We start from the raw sequence: 22,621 nt of genomic DNA, 5'->3' as shown, positions 1-22,621 counted from the left end.
TATACTACTTCACCAATCTTAAACTAGGCTTTTTATTTGATCTGGTTGGGTTTTCATTTCGATGAACAACCTCAAAATCAAATAGCATGCTAGAAACTTCGTCATAGGGTAACGAGAGGTTTCTTGCTATATCTGAAATACCTACACCATGCTTCTTTAATATAAGAAGCATCTTACTTATAAGCTTAGAACGCTCTCGCTCGATCCCGTCTATTTCATTCGTTCTCAAGCCCAACTTACTAGCTTCGATTATAAGATTTTTGTAATGCCACTCTGTAATCGCTCCGACATTTTTCATGTGAACGATAAGCGCCATAGCCGACACTTTCCAATTTTTCTTTAGCTTTATAACATCGCTAACAGTCAAGAATCTATTAGTTCTTGAAAGTACCGTATTTTTGGGCATAAGGAAATGCGCTGCAAATGCGTCTGCTTCTCTTTCTTTATCTCTTCCCTGAACCTCATCATTTTTATGAAGAATAAGGTGAGCTAGTTCATGAGCAGCGTCAAACCGGCTTCTCTCACCAGATTTCTTTGTATTCAAAAAGACAAAAGGAATATCATTTTTCCAGAAGGAAAAAGCATCAACAGCCTGTGTGTTTTCATCTAGTGAATACACCCTAACTCCTAGTGACTCTAGAATATGCACCATGTTACTGATGCTCTTTTCACCCAGTGCTAGCTCACTTCGCAACATACTGGCTGCTAGTTCCGGGTCTTCACCTACGAGCTCAGGAAGCTTTGGCTGAACAAGCTGAAACTTACTTTCAAAATAAGAATTCAAAAGTTCACCAATAATGCCAGCGCCGATAGCAGCATGCATGTTCGATGCTTTCATTGATTTTGCAGAACGAAAAGATACACTTTTTTGTTCGATCTGATCGGTTAGCTCCCCTTCAAAGAAAAAGCTCTCCGGATAATTCAAAGCCTGCGCAAAAGCTGATACCGTTTTTTCAGGTGGTATCGATGAGCACCTTTCCTTTTCATATTCAGAAACCATGCGTGATGTCAGCCCCACCTTTTCAGATAGCGCTTTGATCGTATATTGGCGCCTTTGGCGTGCAAGCTTCAGGCGCGATGGGTTAAAAATCATCTTTCGGTACAACTTCAATATCTGGCTCTTCATTAAACTCACTTGGTGAGTTGACACGAGCCGCATCATCTAACGGTATAGGTTTAAAATAAATTCGATCTTTCCAATCAGATATCTTCACTTTCCCTTGCTTACCTGAGTCTTGAAAAGCTACTGGTAGCGACAACTCAAATCTGACTTCCTTTTTCACAAAGTCAAAGTAGTACAGCAGAACCCATGTTTGCTGTTTGTCGATGCACTCCTCTTCACTCTGATTGGCAGGTTCACCGAATAAATCAAAGCTCATCTGCCGATTGGCAGATACTTGCAACTTGGTTTCAGCACCCTTTCCATTTTTGGTTTTAGGCTGCCCATCAACTAAGCCGGTATCCTTATCTCCGCTAGTAACCAAAATGGAGAGCCCACGCTCAGGATTTATCGTTAGACACTGGCCATGCTTGTTCAGAATTTTCCAGCCGTTCGCCATCGACAGCAAGGCTTCACGAAGTGTCCTTACAGCTTCAAATGATGCGCGCGATCCCCCGGCATTAAGCGGTTCCAGCTCCGATGCAGACCGGTACTCTCGGCTTGCCTTCCACATCGCTTGTTCAACGGCGCTAGGGGAGATCCCCATTGCATCAAGCTTTTGAGAATCAGTGAGTAACTTGAACTCTTGTGATAAAACCGCTATCGCCATGTGTGGGGCCTCGTCCAGTGAAGATAGATGGTGTCGCAGTGTCTGGTTTCCGATTTTACTCTACTTTCGTAGGAAAAAACAAGAAATGCGATGGCCGTTTTTCATACTGCCCCAGACACAGCCGCTACCCTGTCTTCAGTGGCTACGCTCTGCACTTCGCGTTGTGGATGTGCTCGCCCCACCAATCCATCATTTTTCTTCTGGCTTCCAAGTACTCAGCTCGGTTGTATGCCGCCCGCACTTCATTACCATCCAAGTGCGCCAGAGCCGTTTCGATGATATCAGGGGCAAACTCTTTATCGTTCAGTATTGTGCTTGCCAGCGAGCGCAACCCATGCGCGACCAGTTCCCCTTGAAACCCCATACGTTTTAGAGCCTGATTGGCAGTTTGAGTACTGGCATGACTTAGGGGATCTCCTCGCTTAGGGAACACGTGTTCCCTGTGCCCGCTTACAGGCATCATCTCGTTAAAGAGCTTCACTGCCTGCGCTGATAGAGGAATCTTGTGTGGACGCTTCATCTTCATTCTATCTGCGGGGATCACCCAAAGAGCACCTTGCAGGTCTATCTCCTGCCACCGGGCCCCAGCTATTTCATTTGGACGAGTCATAGTATGAAGCTGCAGCTCGATCATTAAGCGTGTCTGCTTCAAGAGCGAGCCGCCATAGAGCTTACTCATCAGCTCTGGTAGACGTTCAGGGGTGAGGGAAGGCATGTTACGCGGTTTGGGTGTCTCAAAAGCTTTGTTGATACCTGTTAGATTGTTGGCATCAACAAAACCAGCATTTGCAGCAAAGGTCATCAGCTGATTCAGTGCCTGGCATAGCCGCTTAACCGTCTCGAGTGTTCCTGCGGCTTCCACGGGCCTCAGGACCTTTATCACATCCTGACGGGTGAGCTCTGTTATCGGACGTTTACCTAATGAAGGCATAATATGCAGCTCTAGCCGCCGCCATATTTTTTGTGCTTGTAGCTCTGATACCTCAGTCCGCTTCACCTTCAGCCATTGCTCTCCAATAGTCTGAAGGGTGTTTAGTTTTGCATCTCTCGAAGCCTCAAGTTGTGCCGCTTTATCTTCTACTGGATCGATGTTTTGCGCGATTAGCTTCCTCGCCTTGGCCGCCTCTTCTCTAGCTTCAGCCAAGGATACTTCCGGATAGCTACCTAAACTCATATTTGAGCGCTTGTCGCTAAATGGCTTCTTGAAGTTGAAGAGCCAGCGTTTCGAGCCAGTAGCACAGATCCTCAGCATCAAACCACCGCCATCAGCTAGGTTGTACTGCTTCCCTTTCGCTTTCGCGTTTTTAACTTGAGTGGCTGTTAGTGGGTCCGTTTTTCTAGCCATTTTGGTAACACGCTCCACACGCATTCATACTACGTGTTACTTAACGTGTGACTAAAAATGTGGGATGTCAAGGGACTAGATGGGATCTCATGGGACACAAAAAAGCCCCAAGACCATGTTTTATAAGGACTTGAGGCTTTCTTGATATGCCGCCAGCGGCTTGCTGACGTTGAAAATGGTGGCCCCTGGCGGACTTGAACCGACGACCAAGCGATTATGAGTCGCCTGCTCTAACCAACTGAGCTAAGGGGCCAAAACTGTTTTTAGTGGCGCTAAACCACGTATAGCCAGAGATTATATGCCCTGAGTTTGAGGATGTCATTAGGCAAATTCAGGGAAAATTCGTCATAGCTATCAATCGATTAAGATTTGTTCATCCCGTCCTTGGGAAGAGGTGAGGCCCTTTTGCTATTTACCCAATGCATTCAGCGGATTGGGGTATTTGAATTGGTAACCCAGCTGTTGCTTGAGCTTGTCGCAGTTAACGATGCGGTAGGGCTTGGGTGTGTCGGCGAACTCAGGGCGGGGAATGCCAGCCATGTCGCAGGAGGCGCTGTAGAGCTCGCGGCGGCTGGGGTGTTCACAGGCGCTGGCGTTAAAGGCGTCACCCCAAGCGTCTTGTTCAATGATGGCGCTAATCACGCCGATGCAGTCGTCCCGATGGATCATGTTTACCGGATCGCTGGCACCGCCTAACGGCTTGCCTGAGAAGTAGCGTCCCGGTTGGTAGCTGCCACCGATAAGGCCAGAGAAACGCACAATGGTGGCGTCAAAGCCTGTGGCCTTGGTGAACACCTCTTCGATGTCTAGCCATGGGGTGTCGCTGAAAGGGGATTCGATGCGCTGGGCGTCTTTCTCGGTCACCTCTTGGTTGTCTTGAGGGTAGACCGAGGTGGCACCGGTAAACAGCACCTGTTGTACCGGAGAATCAGCCAGCTTGTTGGCCAAATTCTGCAGCAGCCGCAGGTAATATTGTGGCTCGCCCTCTTGGGTGCGTGGTGGCACGGTGATGATGGCGATGTCGGCTTGAAGCAGTGGCGTAAGCTCTTGGTCGCTGTGCAGGTTCAATGCCAACGGGTGGGCTTCAATGCCTGCCTGAGTGAGGGTGTTGAGTTTACTTTCGGTGGTGGTGGAGCCTTTGACTGTGTGTCCCAACTTAGCCAGATGTTGCCCTAAAGGCAGCCCAAGCCAGCCGCAGCCAATGATAGAGATAGTTGCCATAATTGTTCTTCTTTTAAACGGATGAAGGCAGACCGAAGTCTGCCTTAGTTCGCATCACATGATGACATCACAACATCGGCTCGTTGCGCATTAAGCCGATGAGATGAGGTCAGGAGATTAAAAGTGGTAGCTCACGGACACGCCGATGTTGCGACCAGGCTGGGTGTAACGGTCCATGTAGCTGCGGCCGTCCTCGAGGCCTGCTACATCGTTCCAACGGGTGTACTTCTTATCCAGCAGGTTGAATACGCCACCACGAACCACTAGGGCGTCGGTGATGTTGTAGTAACCAATCAGATCCACAATGGCGTAGCCACCCGGTACGTATGGGTCTTGAGCTTGGCCCATCCAGTCGGTGATAGGTTCAATGTCGCCTTCGTCTTTGCCTTGGTACATGGTGATGTTCAGGCTTGAGCCCCAAACGCCATCGGCATCATCGTAGCTTAGGCCAACCACGCCGTTCAGCGGTGCAATGCTGTTGATTGGGGTGTTGTTGGTGTCGTTCTCACCGTCTGCATAGGCAACGGAGAAGTCTAATGTCAGACCTTCTGGCGCACCCAACAAGGCATCCAGCCACAGCTGAGTCTTAAATTCGACGCCCTTGATGGTGGCTTCATCGATGTTGTTGTATTGAATTTGGCCGTAAGGGTAGCTTGGGTTGCTGTAGTCTGTGGTGGATACGATGAAGTTATCGTATTGGTTGTAGAACGCCACCAGCTCTGCAGAGCCCCAGTTGTTGTTCAAACGCAGACCCAACTCGTAGGAATCACTCTCTTCGGCTTCCAGATCTGGGTTAGCCAGCAGGGCGTAGCCACGGCCGCTGTCTTCGGCGTAGTACATCTCTTTCAGGTCTGGAGAGCGGAAGCCCTGTGCGAACTGGAAGAAGGTGCTGACGTTGTCGTTGAACTTGTATACGGTGCCCAGACGCCAGGTCAGTGCATCACTGCTGTGATTTTTGAACTCATCGAAACCGCCGTGGTAGTACTCGTCAATTTCAGGCTTCATCTCGGTGTTGTCGTAACGAACGCCTGGGGTCACGGTTAGCTTGCCCAGAGTGATCTGATCTTGCAGGTAGAAGCCGTAAGTTGAAGAGCTGGCCTTAGGTGCGTAGCGAGTTACGCTGGTTGGCAGATCATTGGCATAGCTGGTGGTGTTGAGGTTTTCCAGATCGTCATCGCGGTAATCGGCGCCGTAGCTGACGTCGTGGGTGACAGAGCTCGATTTGAGTTGCTTGGCGAAGTCCACAGACAGCTGCAGGCTTTGCTCCTGGTAGTTACGAGACATGATACGGTCGGTGTTGACGCTTTTGTACCAGTTCTTCGTGACCTGATCCGACTCAGAGTCTTGATAGTTAACCTTCCAGCTCAAGCTGTCGAACATCGCCAGATTGGCTTCCCAGTCGTGGAACAGGCTAATGCGGTAGCGGCTGGATTCGTCATCGGCTTTTTGGTTGGCGTAGGTTACGCCATCTCCGCCGGGCTCGCCGTCGTTTTGTGACAGTAGGTCGCCCTCGGTGGTGGAGTCAAAGTACTCGGCAATCATGCCAACGCGGTGGGCACCGTCGTTATCAAAGATCAGTTTACCCAGCAGAGCGTTGCTGGTGTTGTCCATTGGGTCGGCTTCGGTACGGTTGTCACCAATGCCGCCTACATCGCCTGAGGTTTCGGTTTCGTCACCATCGCGGCGGGTGTACTGCAGCAATGATTCCCAGCTGCCGGTACGGTTGGCGAATACCAAGGTTTCAGAGAAGGTGTTGTCGGCACCGTCGTAGCCCACTTTCACTGAACCTGCGCTGTTATCGCCCGCTTCTAGGTAATCGGCAGGATCCTTGGTGGTGTAAGCCACAACACCACCGATGGAGTCACTGCCATAAAGGCTTGAGGCTGGGGTCTTGGTGATCTCAACCTGCTTGAGGGTATCCAGATCAACGAAGTTACGGCTGGAGCGCATGAACTCCGTACCTGAGTCGTATGCGTTAATTTGGTCAACGCCATCGACCATGATCTTGACTCGGTTACCGCTGATGCCTCGAATATTGAAATCCTGCAGACCAAAACGGCCACGGCCACTGGCCTCGACTCCTGGCTCATAGCGAACCAGTTGTGAGATGTCGGTGATCAGCTCATCGTCAATCTGCTCGGCGTTAACCACGGTCATGGCGGCGGCCACGTCTTCGGCTTTTTGGGTGGAGGTACGGCTGGCGGACACAACCACATCATCGAAAACGGTTGTCTTCGGCTGCTGTTCGGCCACGGCTTGGCTGGCAAGCACGGCCAACACGGCGGCGGCAATAGGTGCAGGTTTCATCATCGGTAACTTCCCTTAATTTAGATACTTCTCAATTTTGAGTTAGTCGGGCTCTATTTGAATGCGCATGATATTAAAAACGATTCGCATTTAGATCAATAGGTGTTCCCAGTTATTTTTGTAAAGATTCAGTCATACTCGAACGTGATTTCTTTATTAGAGAATCACCGGTGTGCCGTGGTTGGGATCGGTCACCAATGTGGGGCGGTAATGCCACACGGTTTCGATCTCATCGTCGGTCAGTACCTTGTTCGGCGCCCCTTGGCTGCGGATGGTGCCATCGTGCAGCACCACCAATTCATCGGCGTAGCGAGCGGCTTGGTTTAGGTCGTGCAGAACCGCAATGACACCCACGCCCTGTTCGTGTGCCAGCTCTTTAGCCAGGTTCAGTACACGATGCTGCTGAGCCAGATCCAGTGCCGATGTGGGCTCATCCAGTAGCAGCAAAGGTGGTTGTTTGGCCTGAGAAAGCTGGGTTAGTACCCGCGCCAGTTGTACTCGCTGTTTTTCACCGCCTGAAAGGGTTGGGTAGCGGCGATCCGCGAGGTGGCACACGTCCACTTGTTCCAAGGCATGGTCGACGATGACTCTGGCTTGTGCCTGGCTGGCTTCCAGTGGAAACAGCCCCATTTCCACTACTTCTCGAACCTTAAACGGAAAGCTCAAGCTGTTGTGTTGAGGCAACACTCCCATGTGGCGAGCAAGTTCAATCCGCTGCCACTGCGCCATCGATTTGCCGTAGAACTCCACATGCCCGGCAGCGATGGGCATCTCGCCGCAAATGGCTTTAAGCAGAGTACTTTTCCCCGCGCCATTGGGGCCCAGCAGGGCAGTGATCTTACCGGGCTGGATCGTTAAGTTGATGTCGTGCAGTAACGGCTTGTTACCGATGGCCACGTCTAAATTGTTTACGGAGAGAAAGGCCATCGGTTACCCCAAACGGTTACGTTGATTGAGCAGGAGGCTCAAGAAGAACGGCGCGCCCAAGATGGCGGTGACTAAGCCCACAGGCATCTCGGCGGGAGCCATCCAGGTTCGAGCCCCTAAATCAGCCAGCAGCAGCAGGGCGGCACCCAGTGCGGCGCTTAATGGCAGCAGGGTGCGATGATCTGGGCCAATGGCCATGCGCACCAGGTGCGGCACCACTAAGCCAACAAAGCCGATCATCCCGGCGGCAGACACCGCCACGCCCACTCCCATGGCGGTGAGCATGATGAGTTTGATTTTCAGCCGCTCGACCTCAATACCGAGGTGGCGAGCTTCCGCTTCTCCCAGTAGCAGCGCGTTCAGTGCTTGTGACTGCTTTTGGAACTGCCACATCAGAATGGCCATCACCGCACCGCAGATGGCGATACTGTGCCACTGAGCAGAAGCCAATGATCCCATGCCCCATAGGGTCAGATCTCGAAGAGCTCGGTCGTCGGCGATGTAGGTCAAAAGACCAATGCCAGCACCGGTGAGTGCGGAAATGGCCACCCCAGCGAGCAGTAACATGGTGACTGACGTGCCGTTTCGAGAATGGGCTAAACGGTACACCGCCAAAGTGGTGATTAGGCCACCGCCGAAGGCGGCGAAGGGCACAAGGTAGTCCCCAGCTGCGGGCAGCAGCACGATGCAGATGGACGCGCCTAACGCTGCTCCTGAGGAGACGCCAACAATGCCGGGGTCAGCCAGAGGGTTACGAAACAGCCCCTGCATAACTGCGCCGCACTGAGCCATCAGCGCACCAATCACCAGTGCCAGCAAGGTGCGGGGCAAACGCACATTGGCGATCACCAGTTGCTCGTGGGGCTGCAGGCTGGTGATGGGCGATTGAGTGATCGTGGCGATCAGCGCCTTTAGGCTGTCTAAAGGCGCGATGGCAAGCGGTCCCGTCGTAATTGACATTAGGCTGGCGATCATCAACGAGGCGATGAGTGGCGGCCACAACAGACGGACAGAGGAGTGCATTACTGGATCTCCACCAACTGCTTCGCCAGATCTTCACTGCTGTTGAGTGCCGATGGTCCAAGGCCTCCTAACAGCGCCGCCGTTGGCAGGTTGACGATGCGATCCTGTTTGCCTGCGGGGGTGAACTTCAGCAGCGGCAGCTTTTCAACCAGCATTTTGGCTGCATCGGCATTTTCCATGGTGGGTTTGTTGACCAGAATCAGATCCGGATTCATCGACAACAAGGTTTCTTCTGATGCGGTTTTGTAGCCATCAAATCCGGCACCGTTGCTACCACCGGCTAAGGTAATGATGCGATCCGCTGGGGTGCCGCCGCCGCCAAGTTTCGGAGCGCGGTCGCCGCGCATCAGCACAAACAGCACTTTTGGCTGGCGCTTCAGTTGGCCTTTGAGTTCATCGATGCGTTTGAGTTGCTCGTTGATCTGCTGTTTCAGCTGATCACTGACTTGGCTGTCGGTGTCCAGTAGGCTGGCCAGTGTATCGACGTTTTTCAAAAGCTGCTCGGGATCGGTGGCCTGAGGCAACACTTCAACGTCAACGTCGGCTTGGCGCACAATATCCAGTGCCGCTTTGGGGCCCATCTCTGGGCTGCCGATGATCAGATCCGGCTCCACAGACAACAGTCCTTCTGCTGACAGCGTGCGGTGATAACCCAATTTCTCCAGCTTTTCAGACTCTGGAACCATGCTGCTCATGTCCACGGCAACCAGTTTCTTGGTGGCGTCCATGGCAACAATCAGTTCGGTAATGCCGGAGCCGGCGCTGATAACACGCTCGGCGGCGCTGCTGGCAAAGCTTAGGCTGACACACAGGCTCAAACCGGCGAGTTTCATAAATGGCTTCATTGGGTTTCCTCCATCACAATTTGGGTTTGGTCTATCTGCTGTGCTTGCAGTAGCGCCAGTAATTTCATTAGGGGCTGAATGGGGGCATCCTGATCCGCTGCCACGATGACCGCCGCTTCAGGCAGGTTTTGGTGACGGGCCAGAAAGGCTGCCTTAAAGCTGTCCCACTGCTCGAATTTCTGTTGGTCTAGGGCGTAGTAGGGCTCTTGGGCCACAATGCTGATGGCGATCGATTTTGGATCTTGCAGTGAGTTCATCTGGGCATCGTTTTGCTCGGGCACATCAACAGGCAGGGTCAACAGCTGTACGTTGGCGGTGAGCAGCAGGAACACCAGCACAATAAAGATGATGTCGATGAGCGGGGTCAGATCGACCCCTTGACTGAGCCCAGGATCTGAGTCGGTTGAGCGAATCATGCCTTGATCTCCGCTGGTGAGCTTGGCGCAATGCCTTCAAGCCAGAGGTTTAGGTGATTCATGACGTGCTCTAAACGGTTGAGCTGGCGGTCAGCCCATAGGTTAAGTAGGTGTGCTCCGGCGATCGCCGGTAGGGCGATCATCAGACCGGCGGCGGTGGTGTACATTGCTAGACCCAGCCCTTCCGCCAACAGTGCCGGGCTGATGGGGCCGTCGTTGGCGCCGATGGACTCAAACATAGTGATAAGGCCAAGTACGGTGCCAAGCAGGCCCATCATCGGGCTGATGATGCCGATAACCATCAATAGCTTAAGGCCGGTAGTAAGCTGGCGGCGTTGTTTGAGAATCCACACCGCAGCAATCTCTTCACGAATGTTCTTTTCTTGGTTGGCGTGACGGATCAACATGTGGGCTCCCCGTGCCAACAGGCTGCGCCGCTCCGCCAATTCCGACTCTAGGTTTTCGCAATCGAGGGGGTCTTCGCAGCTGAGAGTTTTCAGCCAGACCTCTTTTCTGGGGGCATTTAGAACAACGGTGACACTGCGCTCAATGAGGATGATCAGTGACAGGGTAAGGCATAACAGCAATGGCCAAGCCATGATGCCAAGCAGTTCGAGATATTGGTTAAACAACGCCATTGGTAGAGCTCCGCATATCTGCAGTGTTAGGTAGAAATCAGTTCAATTGAAACCGAACAGGTACTTGAATTCTTGAAGCTTGCCCTTGACCACCCTGACTCAGGGGAGCAAAGGCCCAGTCTGAAACCGCCGCCAACGCGGCTTTATCTAAGCTGCTGTGGCCGCTGCTTTGCACCAACAGGCGCTTAACTTGTTCCCCATCTTCGTCCAGCCATACTTCGATCAGGCTGATTCCCTGCTGGCCACGTTTGCGAGCCATCTTGGGGTATTTCGGTGGCTTCGGCGGCTTAAGGAAGCTGGGTTTTTCCACGAGCTCCGGCAGCTGTTTGGTGCCCTGTTTGGCGGCTTTAGCAACGGTGGTGGGCTCAGGAGCCGGCGTTGGCTCGGGCTTGGGTTCCGGTTTGGGCTCAGTCTCAGATTCCGGCTTAGGCTCGGGTTTGGGGTCCGGCTTAGGCTCAGGTTTTGGCTTGGGTTTTGGCTTTGGCTTGGGGTCCGGCTTAGGCTCGGGTTTGGGTTCTGGCTTAGGCTCGGATTGGGGCTTTGGCGTCGGCTCAGGTTTTGGCGCCAAGGTTGCCGTTGATAGTGACAGGCTAACTTGAGAGGTGACTTGTCCTGAAGCTTGCAAAAATTCCGCCTTAGAAGGCAGAGAAGCGAGAACGCACCCTTGCAGCGTAAGGGCAGCAATAGCCGAGCAGAGATAGCGTTTAGGAGTCACGATATTTTAGGTCTTATTATCAAATTCTCCAGTAATGGTATTCTCAATGATAGATCGAATGCAAATGAAAACAATTATCGTTTGATCAAGTTCAAGGTTTCGAGTACCTTAGCTTTCGCTCAGAAATTTTTGAGATAGATTCCGCTAGATGTTGAATTTTTCGAGCTAGCAGAAACCGTTGAACGCTGCTCAGCGGTATGGAGTTGTGATGAACAGTGAATGTCAGATGGACGAGTCAATGACCGGCCGTATGAGCCCGGATCCATTGAAATTCGCCTTTGATCAAAAGCGTGGTGCCCACGCCGGTGGCATGGGAAGACCGCCGTTAGACCCAGAGCAGGTACAGCTGAAACTCAATGAGTTACTTGCCACAGGCGCCACACCAGAAAAGCGTCGCGCCCTCTACCTTCACATCCCGTTTTGCCGGGTTCGCTGTACCTTCTGCAGCTTCTTTCAATATGCATCCAGTCGTAAGTTAGTTGATAACTACTTCGAGTTACTGCTGCAGGAGATCGAGCGCAAAGGTGCCACAGCCTACGCTCAGAGCGCGCCGTTTAATGCGGTGTACATTGGTGGCGGTACGCCTACCGACTTAAGTGCAGAGCAGTTGCGCATTCTGGGGCAAACCATTCGCCGCTGTTTCCCTCTGGCAACCGATTGTGAGTTCACCCTTGAGGGGCGTTTGAATCGCTTCGACGATGCCAAATTTGAGGCCGCCATTGAGGGTGGCATTAATCGCTTCTCTTTTGGGGTGCAGAGCTTCAATACCACAGTGCGCAAAGCGGCTAAGCGTTTGGACGACCGTGACTACGTGATGTCTCGCTTGAAAGAGCTCAACCAAGCGGATTTGGCCCCCATTGTGATTGACCTGTTGTTTGGTCTGCCGTACCAGACCAAGGAGATCTGGCAGCAAGATCTCGATGACATGTTGGAGTCAGGGGTGGCGGGAGCCGATCTGTACCAGCTTATCGATCTTAAAGGCACGCCGATGCTGCGGCAGACCGAGCAGGGCGTTGCCCCAGCGCCTGCCACAACTGAGTTTAAATCCGGTCTGTATCGCATGGGCGATGCCTTTATGGCGAAACATCGCTATCGCCAACTGAGCTGTAGCCACTGGGCTCGAGATGAGCGTGAGCGCAGTTTGTATAACTCCATGGTGAAACACGGATGCGAAATTTTGCCAGTGGGCGCCGGTGCCGGCGGCAATTTTGGCGGCTATGCCAGCATGCAGCCTCGAGATCTGGAGCAATACCAAGACTTTATCGATAACAATCAGTGGCCTTCGGCGATGCTGATGCCAAAAGCGGAGAGCCCAATTAAAGCCAAGTTGGTGGGGCTGTGCGATCAAGGTGGCATTGCTCGCTACGTCATTGGTGATGACCTATTTGAGCGTGCTAAGCCGCTGTTTGCCGAGTGGCAGAAGCGTGGCTTAGCCGAATTTGATGACCACGGAGTGCATTTCACTCTGGCGGGTCGTTTTTGGCAGGTGAATATGTGTAACGGCCTGCTTAAGTTTTTTGAAGCCAATCCGCTTGAAGGCGGTTCTAAACCCAATATGGAGAGATGCGCATGAGTTCTTTACGCGCCCAAGTTGCTGAAATTATTGCAGCTAACCCAAGCCAGATGCCGGGTCAAATTGCCGCAGAGCTCGGCGTGACCGAGTTCGATGTGGTGGCTAACTTACCGCAAGAGATGGTGACCGTGATGCCCCGTGCTGAGCTGGACAACCTGATGGCCGAGCTGCCGGAGTGGGGCAATATGACCACCATTGTCTCGGTTGCTGGCAGCATCTTTGAGTTTAAAGGCAGCTTCCCAATGGGCAAGGTTGGCCACGGCTATTACAACCTAGTGACCAAAGGGGATGGCCTACACGGTCACCTAAAGCTGGACAACGTGGCCGAAGTGGCCTTGGTCAGTAAGCCGTTTATGGGCTCTGAAAGTCACAGCATTCAGTTCTTTGATGGCGATGGCGCCATCGTATTTAAAATCTACCTTGGCCGTGATCGTAAGCGTGTGCTGCTGGCGGATCAGGTAGAGCGCTTTACTGCATTGCGAAACCAGTTTTCGTAACCCGCAGTTCAAGGAGGAAAACAGATGACAGACGAAAAACAGCAGCGATTAAAAGAGCGATTGTTGCCTGAGATTGAAGAGTTTAAGCAGAGCCGTCAAACCCTGCTTCTAGCAAGTACCGATGCTGTGCATAACCCTAATGTGAGCTATGCTCCGTTTGCCTTAGCTAATGGTGGTTTTTACATCTTGATTAGCGATCTTGCTAAGCACGGTAAAAACCTTAAGCAGCAGCAAGGGCTGTCGGTGATGCTGGTCCAGGATGAGACCGAGGCTAAGTCAATATTCGCCCGTAAGCGCCTGACTTTTGAGGTGCAGGCTGAGCCGATATCTCGCGATAACGACGAGTTTGCCAAAGGCCGTGCGGCATTGATTGAACGCTTTGGTGAGATGGCCGAAAACCTCTCTGGCTTGTCGGACTTCAACATGTATAAGCTGACGCCATCTCGTGGTTTGTTTGTGAAGGGCTTTGGCCAAGCATTTCAGTTAACCGGCAGTGAATTGACCGACGTAAACTGGATGACCGGCGAGGGCAAAGGCCACGGCCACCGCATCTCCGCCTAACTTAGGTGGCATCACCTTTCGACTTTGCCGGCTCCATTTCAGCCGGGGCTGGCAAAGTCTTCCTTTCTTCCTCTCTCGTTTTCTGTGAAAGTGGTCTATTAACTTAGTTTTTGCTTGGTGTCGCCACTCGGCGAAACTGTGGTGTCACCCACTTCTGATCAATCGCTCCAACAATTGAGACTATTGATGAATTCTAAAGTAGCAAAGCCAACCTCGGTTCTTAAATGGGTCGTGTCGATGTTGGTTCCGTATAAACGTCAGGTGGTTTTTGCCAGCTTGGCTCTGTTGGTGGGCTCATTGAGTTGGCTGGCCATAGGTCAGGCGATTAAAGCCCTTGTGGATGAGGGTTTTAGCACCAGCGACAGCAGTGCCTTGAATCAAGCGATGACCATCATGTTATCCCTAGGGCTGTTGAGCGGGGTGGCGGCCTATTTCCGATTTTATTTTATGACCTGGCTTGGAGAGCGGGTCAGTGCCGAGATGCGCCGCCGGGTGTATCACCACTTGCTGTCATTGTCGCCGCAGTTTTATGAGTCCACCAAAACCGGCGAGGTGATCTCCCGCTTTACCAGTGACACCACGGTGCTGCAGAACGCCATCGGCATGAGCCTCTCCATGGCGCTGCGCTCCAGCGTCACCTTAGTGGGAGGCATGGTGTTGATGTTGGTCTCCAGCTGGCAGCTAACCCTGTACGTCTTGGTGGCGGTGCCGGTGGTGTTGGTGCCCATCAAAGTATTAGGAACAAAGGTGCGCCATTTTGCCCGGGCCAGCCAAGATAGAGTTGCTGACATTGGTGCCTATGTGGATGAGAGCCTGCATTCCATTCATACGGTGCAATCTTATGCCCATGAACAGCAGGATAAGCACCGCTTTGGTGAGCGCATCGATGAGGTGTTGGTGGCGGCGAGCAGCCGCATTCGCTATCGAGCCTTGTTGATTGCTAGCGTGATGGCCTTGAGCGTTTGCGCCATTACGGCGGTGGCCTGGATGGGGGTGTTGCAAGTTGTCGAGGGCAGCTTGTCTGCCGGTGAGCTGTCGGCTTTCATGTTTTATGCCGTGGTTACGGCAGGGGCGGTGGCCACCATCAGTGAGGTTTTGGGGGAAATTCAGCGTGCTTCCGGCGCCGGTGAGCGTTTGCTGGAGCTGCTTCATGTGGAGCCAGCGATTGTGTCGCCCCAGTCTCCGCTTGCTCTGCCAACGCCATGTCGTGGCTGCTTGAGTATTCAAGAGGTGGAGTTTGCCTACCCCAGTGTGCCAGAGCAGCCGATTTTGTCTCGATTCACTCTGGAAGTTGAGCCCGGAGAGCGGGTGGCTTTGGTGGGGCCAAGTGGAGCGGGTAAATCGACACTGTTGCAGCTGCTGCAGCGATTTTATGAGCCACAGCAAGGCCGCATTGCGCTGGATGGGGTCGACATCAGCCAGCTGGATCTTGCCAAGCTTCGTTGCCAGTTCGCCCTTGTTCCTCAAGAGCCCACCATTTTTGCGGATACGGTGCTGGGGAACATCCGGTATGGCCGCTCAGATGCCAGCGAGGCTCAGGTGCAAGCAGCGGCAGTGGCAGCCTGTGCCGATGAGTTCATTCAGGGTTTTGAGCAGGGCTATCAGACTCAACTTGGAGAGCGAGGCGTGCGCCTCTCTGGTGGTCAGAAACAGCGCATTGCTATCGCGAGAGCCCTGTTGGCTGACCGGCCTATCTTATTGTTGGATGAGGCGACCAGTGCGCTAGATGCTCGCAGTGAGCTGCTGGTTCAGCAGGCGCTGGAGCGGTTGATGGCCAATCGAACCTGTTTAATCATTGCCCATCGCTTGGCGACGGTAATCGACGCCGACCGCATTGTGGTGGTGGACAAAGGCCAGATACAAGCCATCGGCACCCATCATGAGTTGCTGGAGAGCAGCGCCTTGTATCGCGATTTCGCTGAGTTGCAGCTGGTCAGTTAGCTGGCGGACGACAGGCGGCAACGACTCAGGCAGGCTTGGTTTTTTCCCGCCGCTTTGGCGTCGTATAGGGCCAAGTCCGCTCGCTTTAAGATTTTACTCAGCGGTGCGTTATTGCCATTGCTGGCCAAGCCAATGCTCAAACTGATTGTCAGTTGGGTGTCATCAATTTCAATGGGGTGCTGTCGAACCCTGTGGCACAGCGCGTTGGCTTGTTGCAACACCTGTTCTGCGGGCGTGTGTTCGCTGAGTAGGGCGAACTCTTCTCCGCCAAGGCGAAAGACGTTGTTGGCACCAAATGAAGCTTTTAAGAGACTCACCAGCTCCACCAGTACCTTGTCACCGGATTCATGGCCGTAGCGATCGTTGATCTGTTTAAAATCATCCACGTCCACCAGCCACAGCCACATGGAGGCTTCGGTCTTGGGGCAGAAGGCCGATGCCTTAAGTCTAAGCGCCTGACGATTGAAGGCCTGAGTCAGGCTGTCGGTCAGTGCCATTTCCTCTAGCTGCAGAGCTTGCTTCTCCCTTGAGGACTCATAGATATGGGCGATCACCCACACCAGCACATAGGCAAAAATACTGTTGACGATCATCGCCATGGGCATCTCATGGCCAGGAATGAACTGCCGTAATGTGGTGATCAGCGTAACCAGTATCGCCAGCATGATGCACAGCTGAAACCCAAAGCGTTTGCCAAAGCTGAGGTAGTAAAGAAGGGGGAGCAGGGCGTTCCAGACGATCAATCCGGAAGAGGCGGTGTATTGGAAAGTAACGATGTTGATGAAGAGGGTTCCCATCACCACGCTGGCTACCCTGAAGGCCATGGATACCGGAATATTGTGGTGCAGGCGGTACGTCATGGTCAGTGCCAGAATAAACAAACCACTGTCGGCGAGGATAAACAACGAGTCTGCACGATAGCTAAAGTTAAAGATCGCCAACAGAAAAGCGCAGCTCGCAACCGCCAGACAGGCTCGCTTAAACGCTTCATCCCGCCATGCGCTGGAACTCTTTGATTGTGAAAAAGTAAATTCTTTAGGGTTTTCCATGAGCGCATAGTACAAAGAAAATACTGTACTGTGGCTAAATTTATATTTTAGTAAAACTACCGTTTGAATTTGCGCGCTTTATTTGGCTGAAGCGATGACCTCAGGCATGGGTGCGCTGGGTAAAGGCGTGACGATGAATGTAGTGCGCTAGAACAATGATGAGCCCGTAGCCTAGTAGGCAACTGACCACCACCATAGGCCAGCCGCCCCAGCTCCAGATTGGCAATAGCACAAACCCACCTAGGCTGGCACCCAAGTAGTAATGCACCAGATAGAGGGAGCTGGCTTTGGCTCGTTCAAACTGAGCGTGTTGCCCCACCCAGCTATAGGCCAGACTGTGCACTTGGAAAAAGCCGATAGAGCACAACAGCAGGCCTAGAATGATCACTTCAATGCTGTCGGCCAAGGTGATGACCGTGCCGAAAATCAGAAACAGGGCACCGGTTTGCAGCCCCGCGGGGGCAGAAAAGTAGCGCAGCCAGCGGCCAGAAAATTGAGCCGAAACACTGCCTGCCAGATAGGTGAGAAACAGCAGCGACAGTTGGGCGGCGGTCAATGACCAAGGGGCCTGGGCCAATTGAAATCCTAATACGGTATAGAGGTTTACAAATAGGCCAAAGGTGATGCCACCAATGAGATAAGCCCCGCGCAGTAGTGGGTTGCTCAGGTGGTGCTTTAGCCCTTGAATGGCGAGCCTAAGATTCGGTGCAGTTGGAGTGAAGTTGCGCTGTTTGGGCAGCAGCAGCCATAGGGCAATTCCGGCGGCAATGCTGATGGCGATCAAGATCCAAAACGGGGCCTGCCAGTGGCCAAAGAGGCTGGAGGCACCGCCAATCAGCCGGCCTCCCAAACCGCCAATGGCATTGGCGGCCACGTAGGTGCCCATGGCGCTCGCAAGGCGGGAAATGCCCACCTCTTCTGAGATCCAAGCTGCCGCTACGGCTACAAAGCCAGCCAACATTACCCCATGAATCAGACGCAAGCCGATAAACCATTGGGCGGATTGGCTGTGGATCAGCAGTAGGTTGATCACCGGTAAGCTGGCCAAAGACAGCAGCATGATGGGTCGGCGCCCCCAACTGTCTGACAACATGGCCCAAGGGATCAAAGCAATGGCCAGCGCCAGAGGCGTAGCGGCGTGCATCCAGTTGGCGTGGGCACTGTCGAGTCCGAACTGCTGAGCAAGCAGTGGCAGCATAGGCTGAGCCACATAGAGGTTACAGAACACCACCATGGCAGAAAAGATAAGAACAGATAGGGCCAAGGTATATTGGCGCCCGCTTAAAGCCGACATAGGATCAATCTACAGGAAAACTCGATTTACCTTACTCTTAATAGGGCGATGAGAGAAATTGAAATTATCAATGAAATCTTAACTTTGAACGGGGTGACATGGATTTAAGAATCGCGTTAGAGAACGCAGATTTCGCGAAAAATTTTGGCCATAATCGGCTGACAAAAAGACCAAACTGGAACACTTATGACCTCTAAGATTATTTTTGATACGGATCCTGGCATTGATGACGCCATGGCGATCTTGTATGCCCATGGCCACCCCAACATCGACCTTACTGCGATTACCACGGTGTATGGCAATGCCACCATCGACAATGCCACCCGCAATGCTTGTTATTTGAATGAGCGTTTCAATATCGGTGCGACGATTGCCAAAGGCGCCGAGGGGCCGTTAGAGCGTGACCCAGTTGGTCCGACGGTGATTGTTCATGGCGAAGAGGGCATGGGAACCGTACTGGCGCCGCAAGATCAGGCGGTCGACATCGATGCCCGCCCAGCCTATCAGTACATTTGCGAGCGCGTTCGTGCTGAGCCAGGTGAGATCACCTTGGTGGCCGTTGGCCCGCTGACCAACTTGGCATTGGCACTCAAACATGACCCTGAGATCACCAAGTTGGTGAAGCAGGTGGTGATCATGGGCGCCGCCTTTGGCGGTGATGGTCGCCGTGGCAACGTGTCTCCAGTGGCGGAAGCCAATATTCATGATGATCCCCATGCGGCCGATCAGGTGTTCACTGCCGACTGGCCGGTGGCCATCGTGGGTCTGGATGTTACCCATCAAACTTTCTTTTCAGATACCTACCTCGATGAATTAAGAGAATCCGCCGGTGAAGCTGGTGAGTTTATCTGGCAAGTCAGCCGCTACTATTTGGACTTCTATTCCCGTAAGTTGGGGCTACAGGGCTGCCATGTGCACGATCCTTCAGCGGTGGCTTACGCGGCAAATCCTGAGTGGTTTACCACTAGGTTGGGTCCAGTGCGGGTAGTGACCGACGGCCCTGCGGCGGGCATGACCATCCAAAAAACCGAGCCTGGCCGCTTCCATCACGATGGTTGGTCCGATTATCGGGAGCAGCAAGTCTGCGTTGAGGTTGATTCTGATGCGATCTTGGACGATTATCGCCGAGTCATTATTGGTTTAAGTGGCTAAGCGCCATGGTCGCTTAGTCTACGTCGTGGATTGTTTAGGGTAAGGGGAATAGATGCTCAATCGACATCATCAACCATTGTTAGCTGGTGCGCTGGCTGTCGTTGGTGGCATCGCTTCACAGTGGCTGGTGGATGCCAGTCCTCGAGTGATGTGGATGTTGAGTTGGCTGCCTTGGCTGCTGTTACCGGTAGCTTGGTTGGACAGTCGCGTCTATCGCCTAAATAAAAACAGCCTCATGGTGCTAATCTGCCTGTTGAGTTATGGCGTGATTCAACTGAGGCTGCAGGCACCTCTATCCAATCCTGACATCGAGTTGCAGTACTGGGTGCTCGGCATCGTTACTCCGCTGCTGCTGTTTCTGGCTGATTTATGGCCCGAATCTGAGCGCTTCCGTTTCAGCCATGGGGCGGCACTGCTGGCGGTCATTGTTGGCGGTTTGGAGTGGGGCGTCATTGTCCATGGTGAGCCGCTGCACCTCTGGCTCAACCAGTGGGTCACCGTCATCGGAGGGTATCCTCAACCTTGGGTGTTAACCCTGTGGACGGCACTGCTGTTGGGGTTATCGATGTTGCTGCATTATCGCCGCCGCCAAGGGGGCGATTCGTTGATTCTGCCCAGCCTCGTGGCGGTGTTATTCAGCTTGGCCTGCTTTGACGTGCCGGCCATGTCTGCCACCATCTACACGGCCCTTGGGGGCGTTTGCCTGTTTCTGCTGGCCCAACACAGTTACAACTTGGCATTTTGCGATCAACTGACTCAGGTACGTAATCGACGCAGCCTTGAGGCCTCCTTACAGCGCATGGGGCAACGGGGCATCGTGGCGATGATGGACATCGACCACTTCAAAGCATTCAACGATCGTTTTGGTCATGACGTTGGTGACGATGTGCTGCGTTTGGTGGCTCAGCAGTTGGAGACCGTAGGCCATGGTGGCAAGGTCTTTCGCTATGGTGGTGAGGAGTTCACCATCATCTTTCGCTCTTTAAATCGCCACGCCTGCATTGAGGCGCTGGAAGAGGTGCGCCAATCCATTGCCCAATATCCGTTTATGATTCGAGGTCAGGAGGAGGGCAGCCCTCAGCGGATTACTCTGTCCATCGGCATGGCACAGTGGCGTCAGGGTGCGGAAACGTCGGAGCAGGTGATCAAGCGTGCCGATGAAGCCCTGTATCAAGCCAAACAATCGGGCCGAAACTGCATTCGTGTGGATCAACCTCCGAAGCGTCCCCAACGCCGACGCGCCGCCTGAGCAGCACTGCACGGCAAGCATTCCCATTCAGTCTGAATTAGCCCTGTATTAGAGCCATTAATGTTCGGCGAAGGACAATTGCTTACACTATAGTTAGTTATTATCTGACGCTGATATCTTCCACTAAGGACGGTGGCTGTGCTCGGTAAACACCTGCCAGTCGTATTACCTTTCATTTTTCTCATTACGGCCGTCACGGCTCAGTGGCTGCCTATTGCGTCGGCTCCATGGCTTCAGGTGGCCTTGGAATATCTGCCCGTGGCGTTGTTGACGTTGGGCTGGGGCCTGAGCCGAGTCTATCAACAGTCAAAATTGAGCTTTTTACTGCTGGTGTTTGCTGGCTTTGTCAGCCTGTGGCAGTGGCTACCAGAACTAACCCTCAGGGCGGGGGCTCGGGAGATCATCTTAGTGGCGGTGTCGGTGCTGGTACTGATTTTTTTATGGATTCCAGAGCGAATGGCGGGGCTATCACGCAATTGGCAGTGCTATTCAATTCTGTTTCTGGTGGTTTTGGCTACCCATCTACTGTTGACGCTGCCTCAGTTCGGGCACCCTTTGACCATTGTGCTTCCTCATCTGCAGCCGGTGTCTTTGGCTATGGCACCAATGGCCATTATCACGGCGGTTCTGTTGATGGCCATCGTCAGCTTCTGGAAACAACTTAAGTTAACCCAAGCCGTTGGGGTAATGTTGGCACTGCACCTTATGCTCTGTTTGGTGTTTGAGCCCTCGCTTTACCACTTTCAGGTGATGGCATTGTTGGTTGCCACCTTGGTGATTGCGGGGCTGATGAGTCATAGCCATTATTTGGCGTTTTACGATGCGCTCACGGAACTTAAAAACAGGCGCAGTCTGTATCTGGCCATTAATAACTGCCCTGAGGGCTACCATCTGGCGATCATCGATATCGATTACTTCAAGCGCTTCAATGATCGCTATGGTCATGATGTTGGCGATGAAGTATTGAGGACCATTGCCATGTTGATCCGAAATCATGGCCTAGGGGCGCAGGCATTTCGACTTGGAGGGGAGGAGTTTGTGCTGCTGTTTCCGAGTATTAAACCGGAAGCCTGCGGCAAAGCCTTGTCTCAGCTTCGACGCCGCATCGCCGATTATCCCTTTATGATTCGGAGCCAAGGTGATAACGAGCCCCACCGAGAAGGCCTGACCATCAGCCTCGGACTGGCACAGCAATTTACTGCCCAAGAGAGCATTGATGAGGTGCTAAAGCGCGCTGACAATGCGCTTTATCGGGCGAAGAGTCAGGGGCGAAATCGATTGGTTATGGACGCCGACAAAGGCAAGTTCTGGGTGGTGCTGGGGCAATGAGCAGAGTTTAAAACAACTGAGCCACTGGGATTACAGCGGCTCAGCTTGTTAGTCAGGCTAAAGGCTTACCACAAGCCTTTAGCTTTGATGCGACGGGCTTTTTCCATCTGAGTGTCCATGCTCTCCTCCGGTTCTGCTGGCGCTGCATTTGGTGAGGCGGTTGCCACCTGAACCTTCAGGTTTTTCAGTTGAGCCAACAGTTTCTCCTGGCCTTGGCGCAGATTGGCCAGATCCCGCTCCAGCTCAGCAGGGTAGCCTGTTGCTGCCGGTTGTGGCTGTGCGCTTAAGCGCTCGAGTAACTGTTGCTGGGTGGCAAGTATCTGCTCCAGTTGAGGAGAGGCATCCGGCAGTGATAGCTGCTTGAGTTGCTGCTCAATGCCACCAAGATCAACGTTGGCTTCGCTCTTTGGCGCGGCCATGGCGATCTTCAGCATGGACGTTAGCTTTTGCCACTGCGCCTCAGACAGTCCGCTCTCATCGGCGTCGCTCACCCCAACTTGTTGCAGCAGCTGCTGCAGTCTGGTTAGGGTGATGCTGTCACCATTGAAGGACTGTGCAATCAGGCCAGGCAGCTGTGGTGACAGCTTCTCCATGTACAAACCGGTTAGGTAGATATCACGGTGGTAGTCGCTGCTGCGTTGCTGCTGAACTTCGGTTGCGTCCTGCCGCAGCTTCTCCCGCTCGCGCCAGCTGCGAAGGTGGCCAACGGCGAACTCGTGGTGAGTGTGCCGTTGGGGCTCCAGAATAAAACTGCATCGGATGCGCATGAT

The 22,621-nt window shown here is 53.0% G+C and carries 21 protein-coding genes and 1 tRNA gene; 7 read left to right on the top strand and 15 right to left on the bottom strand.

Annotation, left to right across the window (positions count from 1 at the left end):
- Window positions 1–4: 4 nt before the first annotated feature.
- From FCL42_RS15500 to FCL42_RS15445, 12 genes are all read right to left on the bottom strand, one after another.
- The gene (locus tag FCL42_RS15500) at window positions 5–1,126 is read right to left on the bottom strand and encodes a helix-turn-helix domain-containing protein (RefSeq protein ID WP_205729279.1); all 1,122 of its coding nucleotides are present in this window, start codon (window positions 1,124–1,126) and stop codon (window positions 5–7) included.
- Window positions 1,083–1,769, bottom strand: a complete 687-nt coding sequence (locus tag FCL42_RS15495; RefSeq protein ID WP_136864328.1) for a hypothetical protein — start codon at window positions 1,767–1,769, stop codon at window positions 1,083–1,085. Before FCL42_RS15495 ends, FCL42_RS15500 begins: the two co-directional genes overlap by 44 nt.
- Before the next feature lie 142 nt (window positions 1,770–1,911).
- A complete protein-coding gene (locus tag FCL42_RS15490) occupies window positions 1,912–3,114 on the bottom strand; it encodes an integrase domain-containing protein (protein WP_136864327.1) in 1,203 nt (400 codons plus the stop codon).
- 176 nt (window positions 3,115–3,290) lie between these two features.
- A tRNA-Ile gene (locus tag FCL42_RS15485) sits at window positions 3,291–3,367 on the bottom strand.
- 155 nt (window positions 3,368–3,522) lie between these two features.
- Window positions 3,523–4,335 carry an NAD(P)-binding domain-containing protein gene (locus tag FCL42_RS15480; protein WP_136864326.1) on the bottom strand — a complete coding sequence of 271 codons (813 nt, stop codon included), beginning with the start codon at window positions 4,333–4,335 and terminating at the stop codon, window positions 3,523–3,525.
- Between the two features lie 117 nt (window positions 4,336–4,452).
- A complete protein-coding gene (locus FCL42_RS15475; RefSeq protein WP_136864325.1) occupies window positions 4,453–6,645 on the bottom strand; it encodes a TonB-dependent hemoglobin/transferrin/lactoferrin family receptor in 2,193 nt (730 codons plus the stop codon).
- 153 nt (window positions 6,646–6,798) lie between these two features.
- Entirely contained in the window at window positions 6,799–7,569 is a 771-nt protein-coding gene (locus FCL42_RS15470; RefSeq protein ID WP_136864324.1) for a heme ABC transporter ATP-binding protein, read from the bottom strand.
- 3 nt (window positions 7,570–7,572) lie between these two features.
- On the bottom strand, window positions 7,573–8,592 hold the full coding sequence (locus FCL42_RS15465) for a FecCD family ABC transporter permease (protein ID WP_136864323.1): 1,020 nt from the start codon (window positions 8,590–8,592) through the stop codon (window positions 7,573–7,575).
- Window positions 8,592–9,437, bottom strand: a complete 846-nt coding sequence (locus FCL42_RS15460; protein ID WP_136864322.1) for a heme/hemin ABC transporter substrate-binding protein — start codon at window positions 9,435–9,437, stop codon at window positions 8,592–8,594. The genes FCL42_RS15465 and FCL42_RS15460 overlap by 1 nt, the downstream gene beginning before the upstream one ends.
- Window positions 9,434–9,853: an ExbD/TolR family protein gene (locus FCL42_RS15455; protein ID WP_136864321.1), complete on the bottom strand. Its 420-nt coding sequence runs from the start codon at window positions 9,851–9,853 to the stop codon at window positions 9,434–9,436. The genes FCL42_RS15460 and FCL42_RS15455 overlap by 4 nt, the downstream gene beginning before the upstream one ends.
- Window positions 9,850–10,491: a MotA/TolQ/ExbB proton channel family protein gene (locus tag FCL42_RS15450; RefSeq protein ID WP_136864320.1), complete on the bottom strand. Its 642-nt coding sequence runs from the start codon at window positions 10,489–10,491 to the stop codon at window positions 9,850–9,852. The genes FCL42_RS15455 and FCL42_RS15450 overlap by 4 nt, the downstream gene beginning before the upstream one ends.
- Window positions 10,492–10,528: 37 nt before the next feature.
- Window positions 10,529–11,206, bottom strand: a complete 678-nt coding sequence (locus FCL42_RS15445; RefSeq protein ID WP_205729278.1) for an energy transducer TonB — start codon at window positions 11,204–11,206, stop codon at window positions 10,529–10,531.
- A 208-nt stretch (window positions 11,207–11,414) separates the two neighbouring features.
- On the opposite strand from FCL42_RS15445, the gene hutW reads away from it, so the two are divergent.
- From hutW to FCL42_RS15425, 4 genes are all read left to right on the top strand, one after another.
- Window positions 11,415–12,779 carry a heme anaerobic degradation radical SAM methyltransferase ChuW/HutW gene (gene hutW, locus FCL42_RS15440; RefSeq protein WP_136864319.1) on the top strand — a complete coding sequence of 455 codons (1,365 nt, stop codon included), beginning with the start codon at window positions 11,415–11,417 and terminating at the stop codon, window positions 12,777–12,779.
- Entirely contained in the window at window positions 12,776–13,276 is a 501-nt protein-coding gene (hutX, locus tag FCL42_RS15435; protein WP_229359880.1) for a heme utilization cystosolic carrier protein HutX, read from the top strand. Before hutW ends, hutX begins: the two co-directional genes overlap by 4 nt.
- 24 nt (window positions 13,277–13,300) lie before the next feature.
- The gene (gene hutZ, locus FCL42_RS15430) at window positions 13,301–13,837 is read left to right on the top strand and encodes a heme utilization protein HutZ (RefSeq protein ID WP_136864317.1); all 537 of its coding nucleotides are present in this window, start codon (window positions 13,301–13,303) and stop codon (window positions 13,835–13,837) included.
- 186 nt (window positions 13,838–14,023) lie between these two features.
- Window positions 14,024–15,778, top strand: a complete 1,755-nt coding sequence (locus FCL42_RS15425; RefSeq protein WP_136864316.1) for an ABC transporter transmembrane domain-containing protein — start codon at window positions 14,024–14,026, stop codon at window positions 15,776–15,778.
- Here the strand turns inward: FCL42_RS15425 and FCL42_RS15420 are convergent.
- Window positions 15,775–16,827, bottom strand: coding sequence for a GGDEF domain-containing protein (locus FCL42_RS15420; protein WP_136864315.1), 1,053 nt, complete (start codon window positions 16,825–16,827; stop codon window positions 15,775–15,777). The two genes, FCL42_RS15425 and FCL42_RS15420, sit on opposite strands and share 4 nt — an antisense overlap.
- A 100-nt stretch (window positions 16,828–16,927) precedes the next feature.
- Window positions 16,928–18,121, bottom strand: coding sequence for an MFS transporter (locus FCL42_RS15415; RefSeq protein WP_136864314.1), 1,194 nt, complete (start codon window positions 18,119–18,121; stop codon window positions 16,928–16,930).
- A 186-nt stretch (window positions 18,122–18,307) separates the two neighbouring features.
- On the opposite strand from FCL42_RS15415, the gene FCL42_RS15410 reads away from it, so the two are divergent.
- The 3 genes from FCL42_RS15410 to FCL42_RS15400 all read left to right on the top strand — a co-directional run bounded on the left by FCL42_RS15410 (window position 18,308) and on the right by FCL42_RS15400 (window position 21,851).
- Window positions 18,308–19,273: a nucleoside hydrolase gene (locus FCL42_RS15410; RefSeq protein ID WP_136864313.1), complete on the top strand. Its 966-nt coding sequence runs from the start codon at window positions 18,308–18,310 to the stop codon at window positions 19,271–19,273.
- Window positions 19,274–19,325: 52 nt separating this feature from the next.
- Entirely contained in the window at window positions 19,326–20,522 is a 1,197-nt protein-coding gene (locus tag FCL42_RS15405) for a GGDEF domain-containing protein (protein ID WP_136864312.1), read from the top strand.
- Window positions 20,523–20,660: 138 nt separating this feature from the next.
- Entirely contained in the window at window positions 20,661–21,851 is a 1,191-nt protein-coding gene (locus tag FCL42_RS15400; protein ID WP_136864311.1) for a GGDEF domain-containing protein, read from the top strand.
- Between the two features lie 65 nt (window positions 21,852–21,916).
- Here FCL42_RS15400 and FCL42_RS15395 read toward each other — a convergent pair whose 3' ends face one another.
- Entirely contained in the window at window positions 21,917–22,618 is a 702-nt protein-coding gene (locus tag FCL42_RS15395) for a hypothetical protein (protein ID WP_136864310.1), read from the bottom strand.
- Window positions 22,619–22,621 lie beyond the last annotated feature (3 nt).

The sequence above is a fragment of the Ferrimonas aestuarii genome, assembly GCF_005116665.1.
Lineage (GTDB): Bacteria > Pseudomonadota > Gammaproteobacteria > Enterobacterales > Shewanellaceae > Ferrimonas > Ferrimonas aestuarii.
This window is presented reverse-complemented; position numbering and strand designations above follow the sequence as displayed.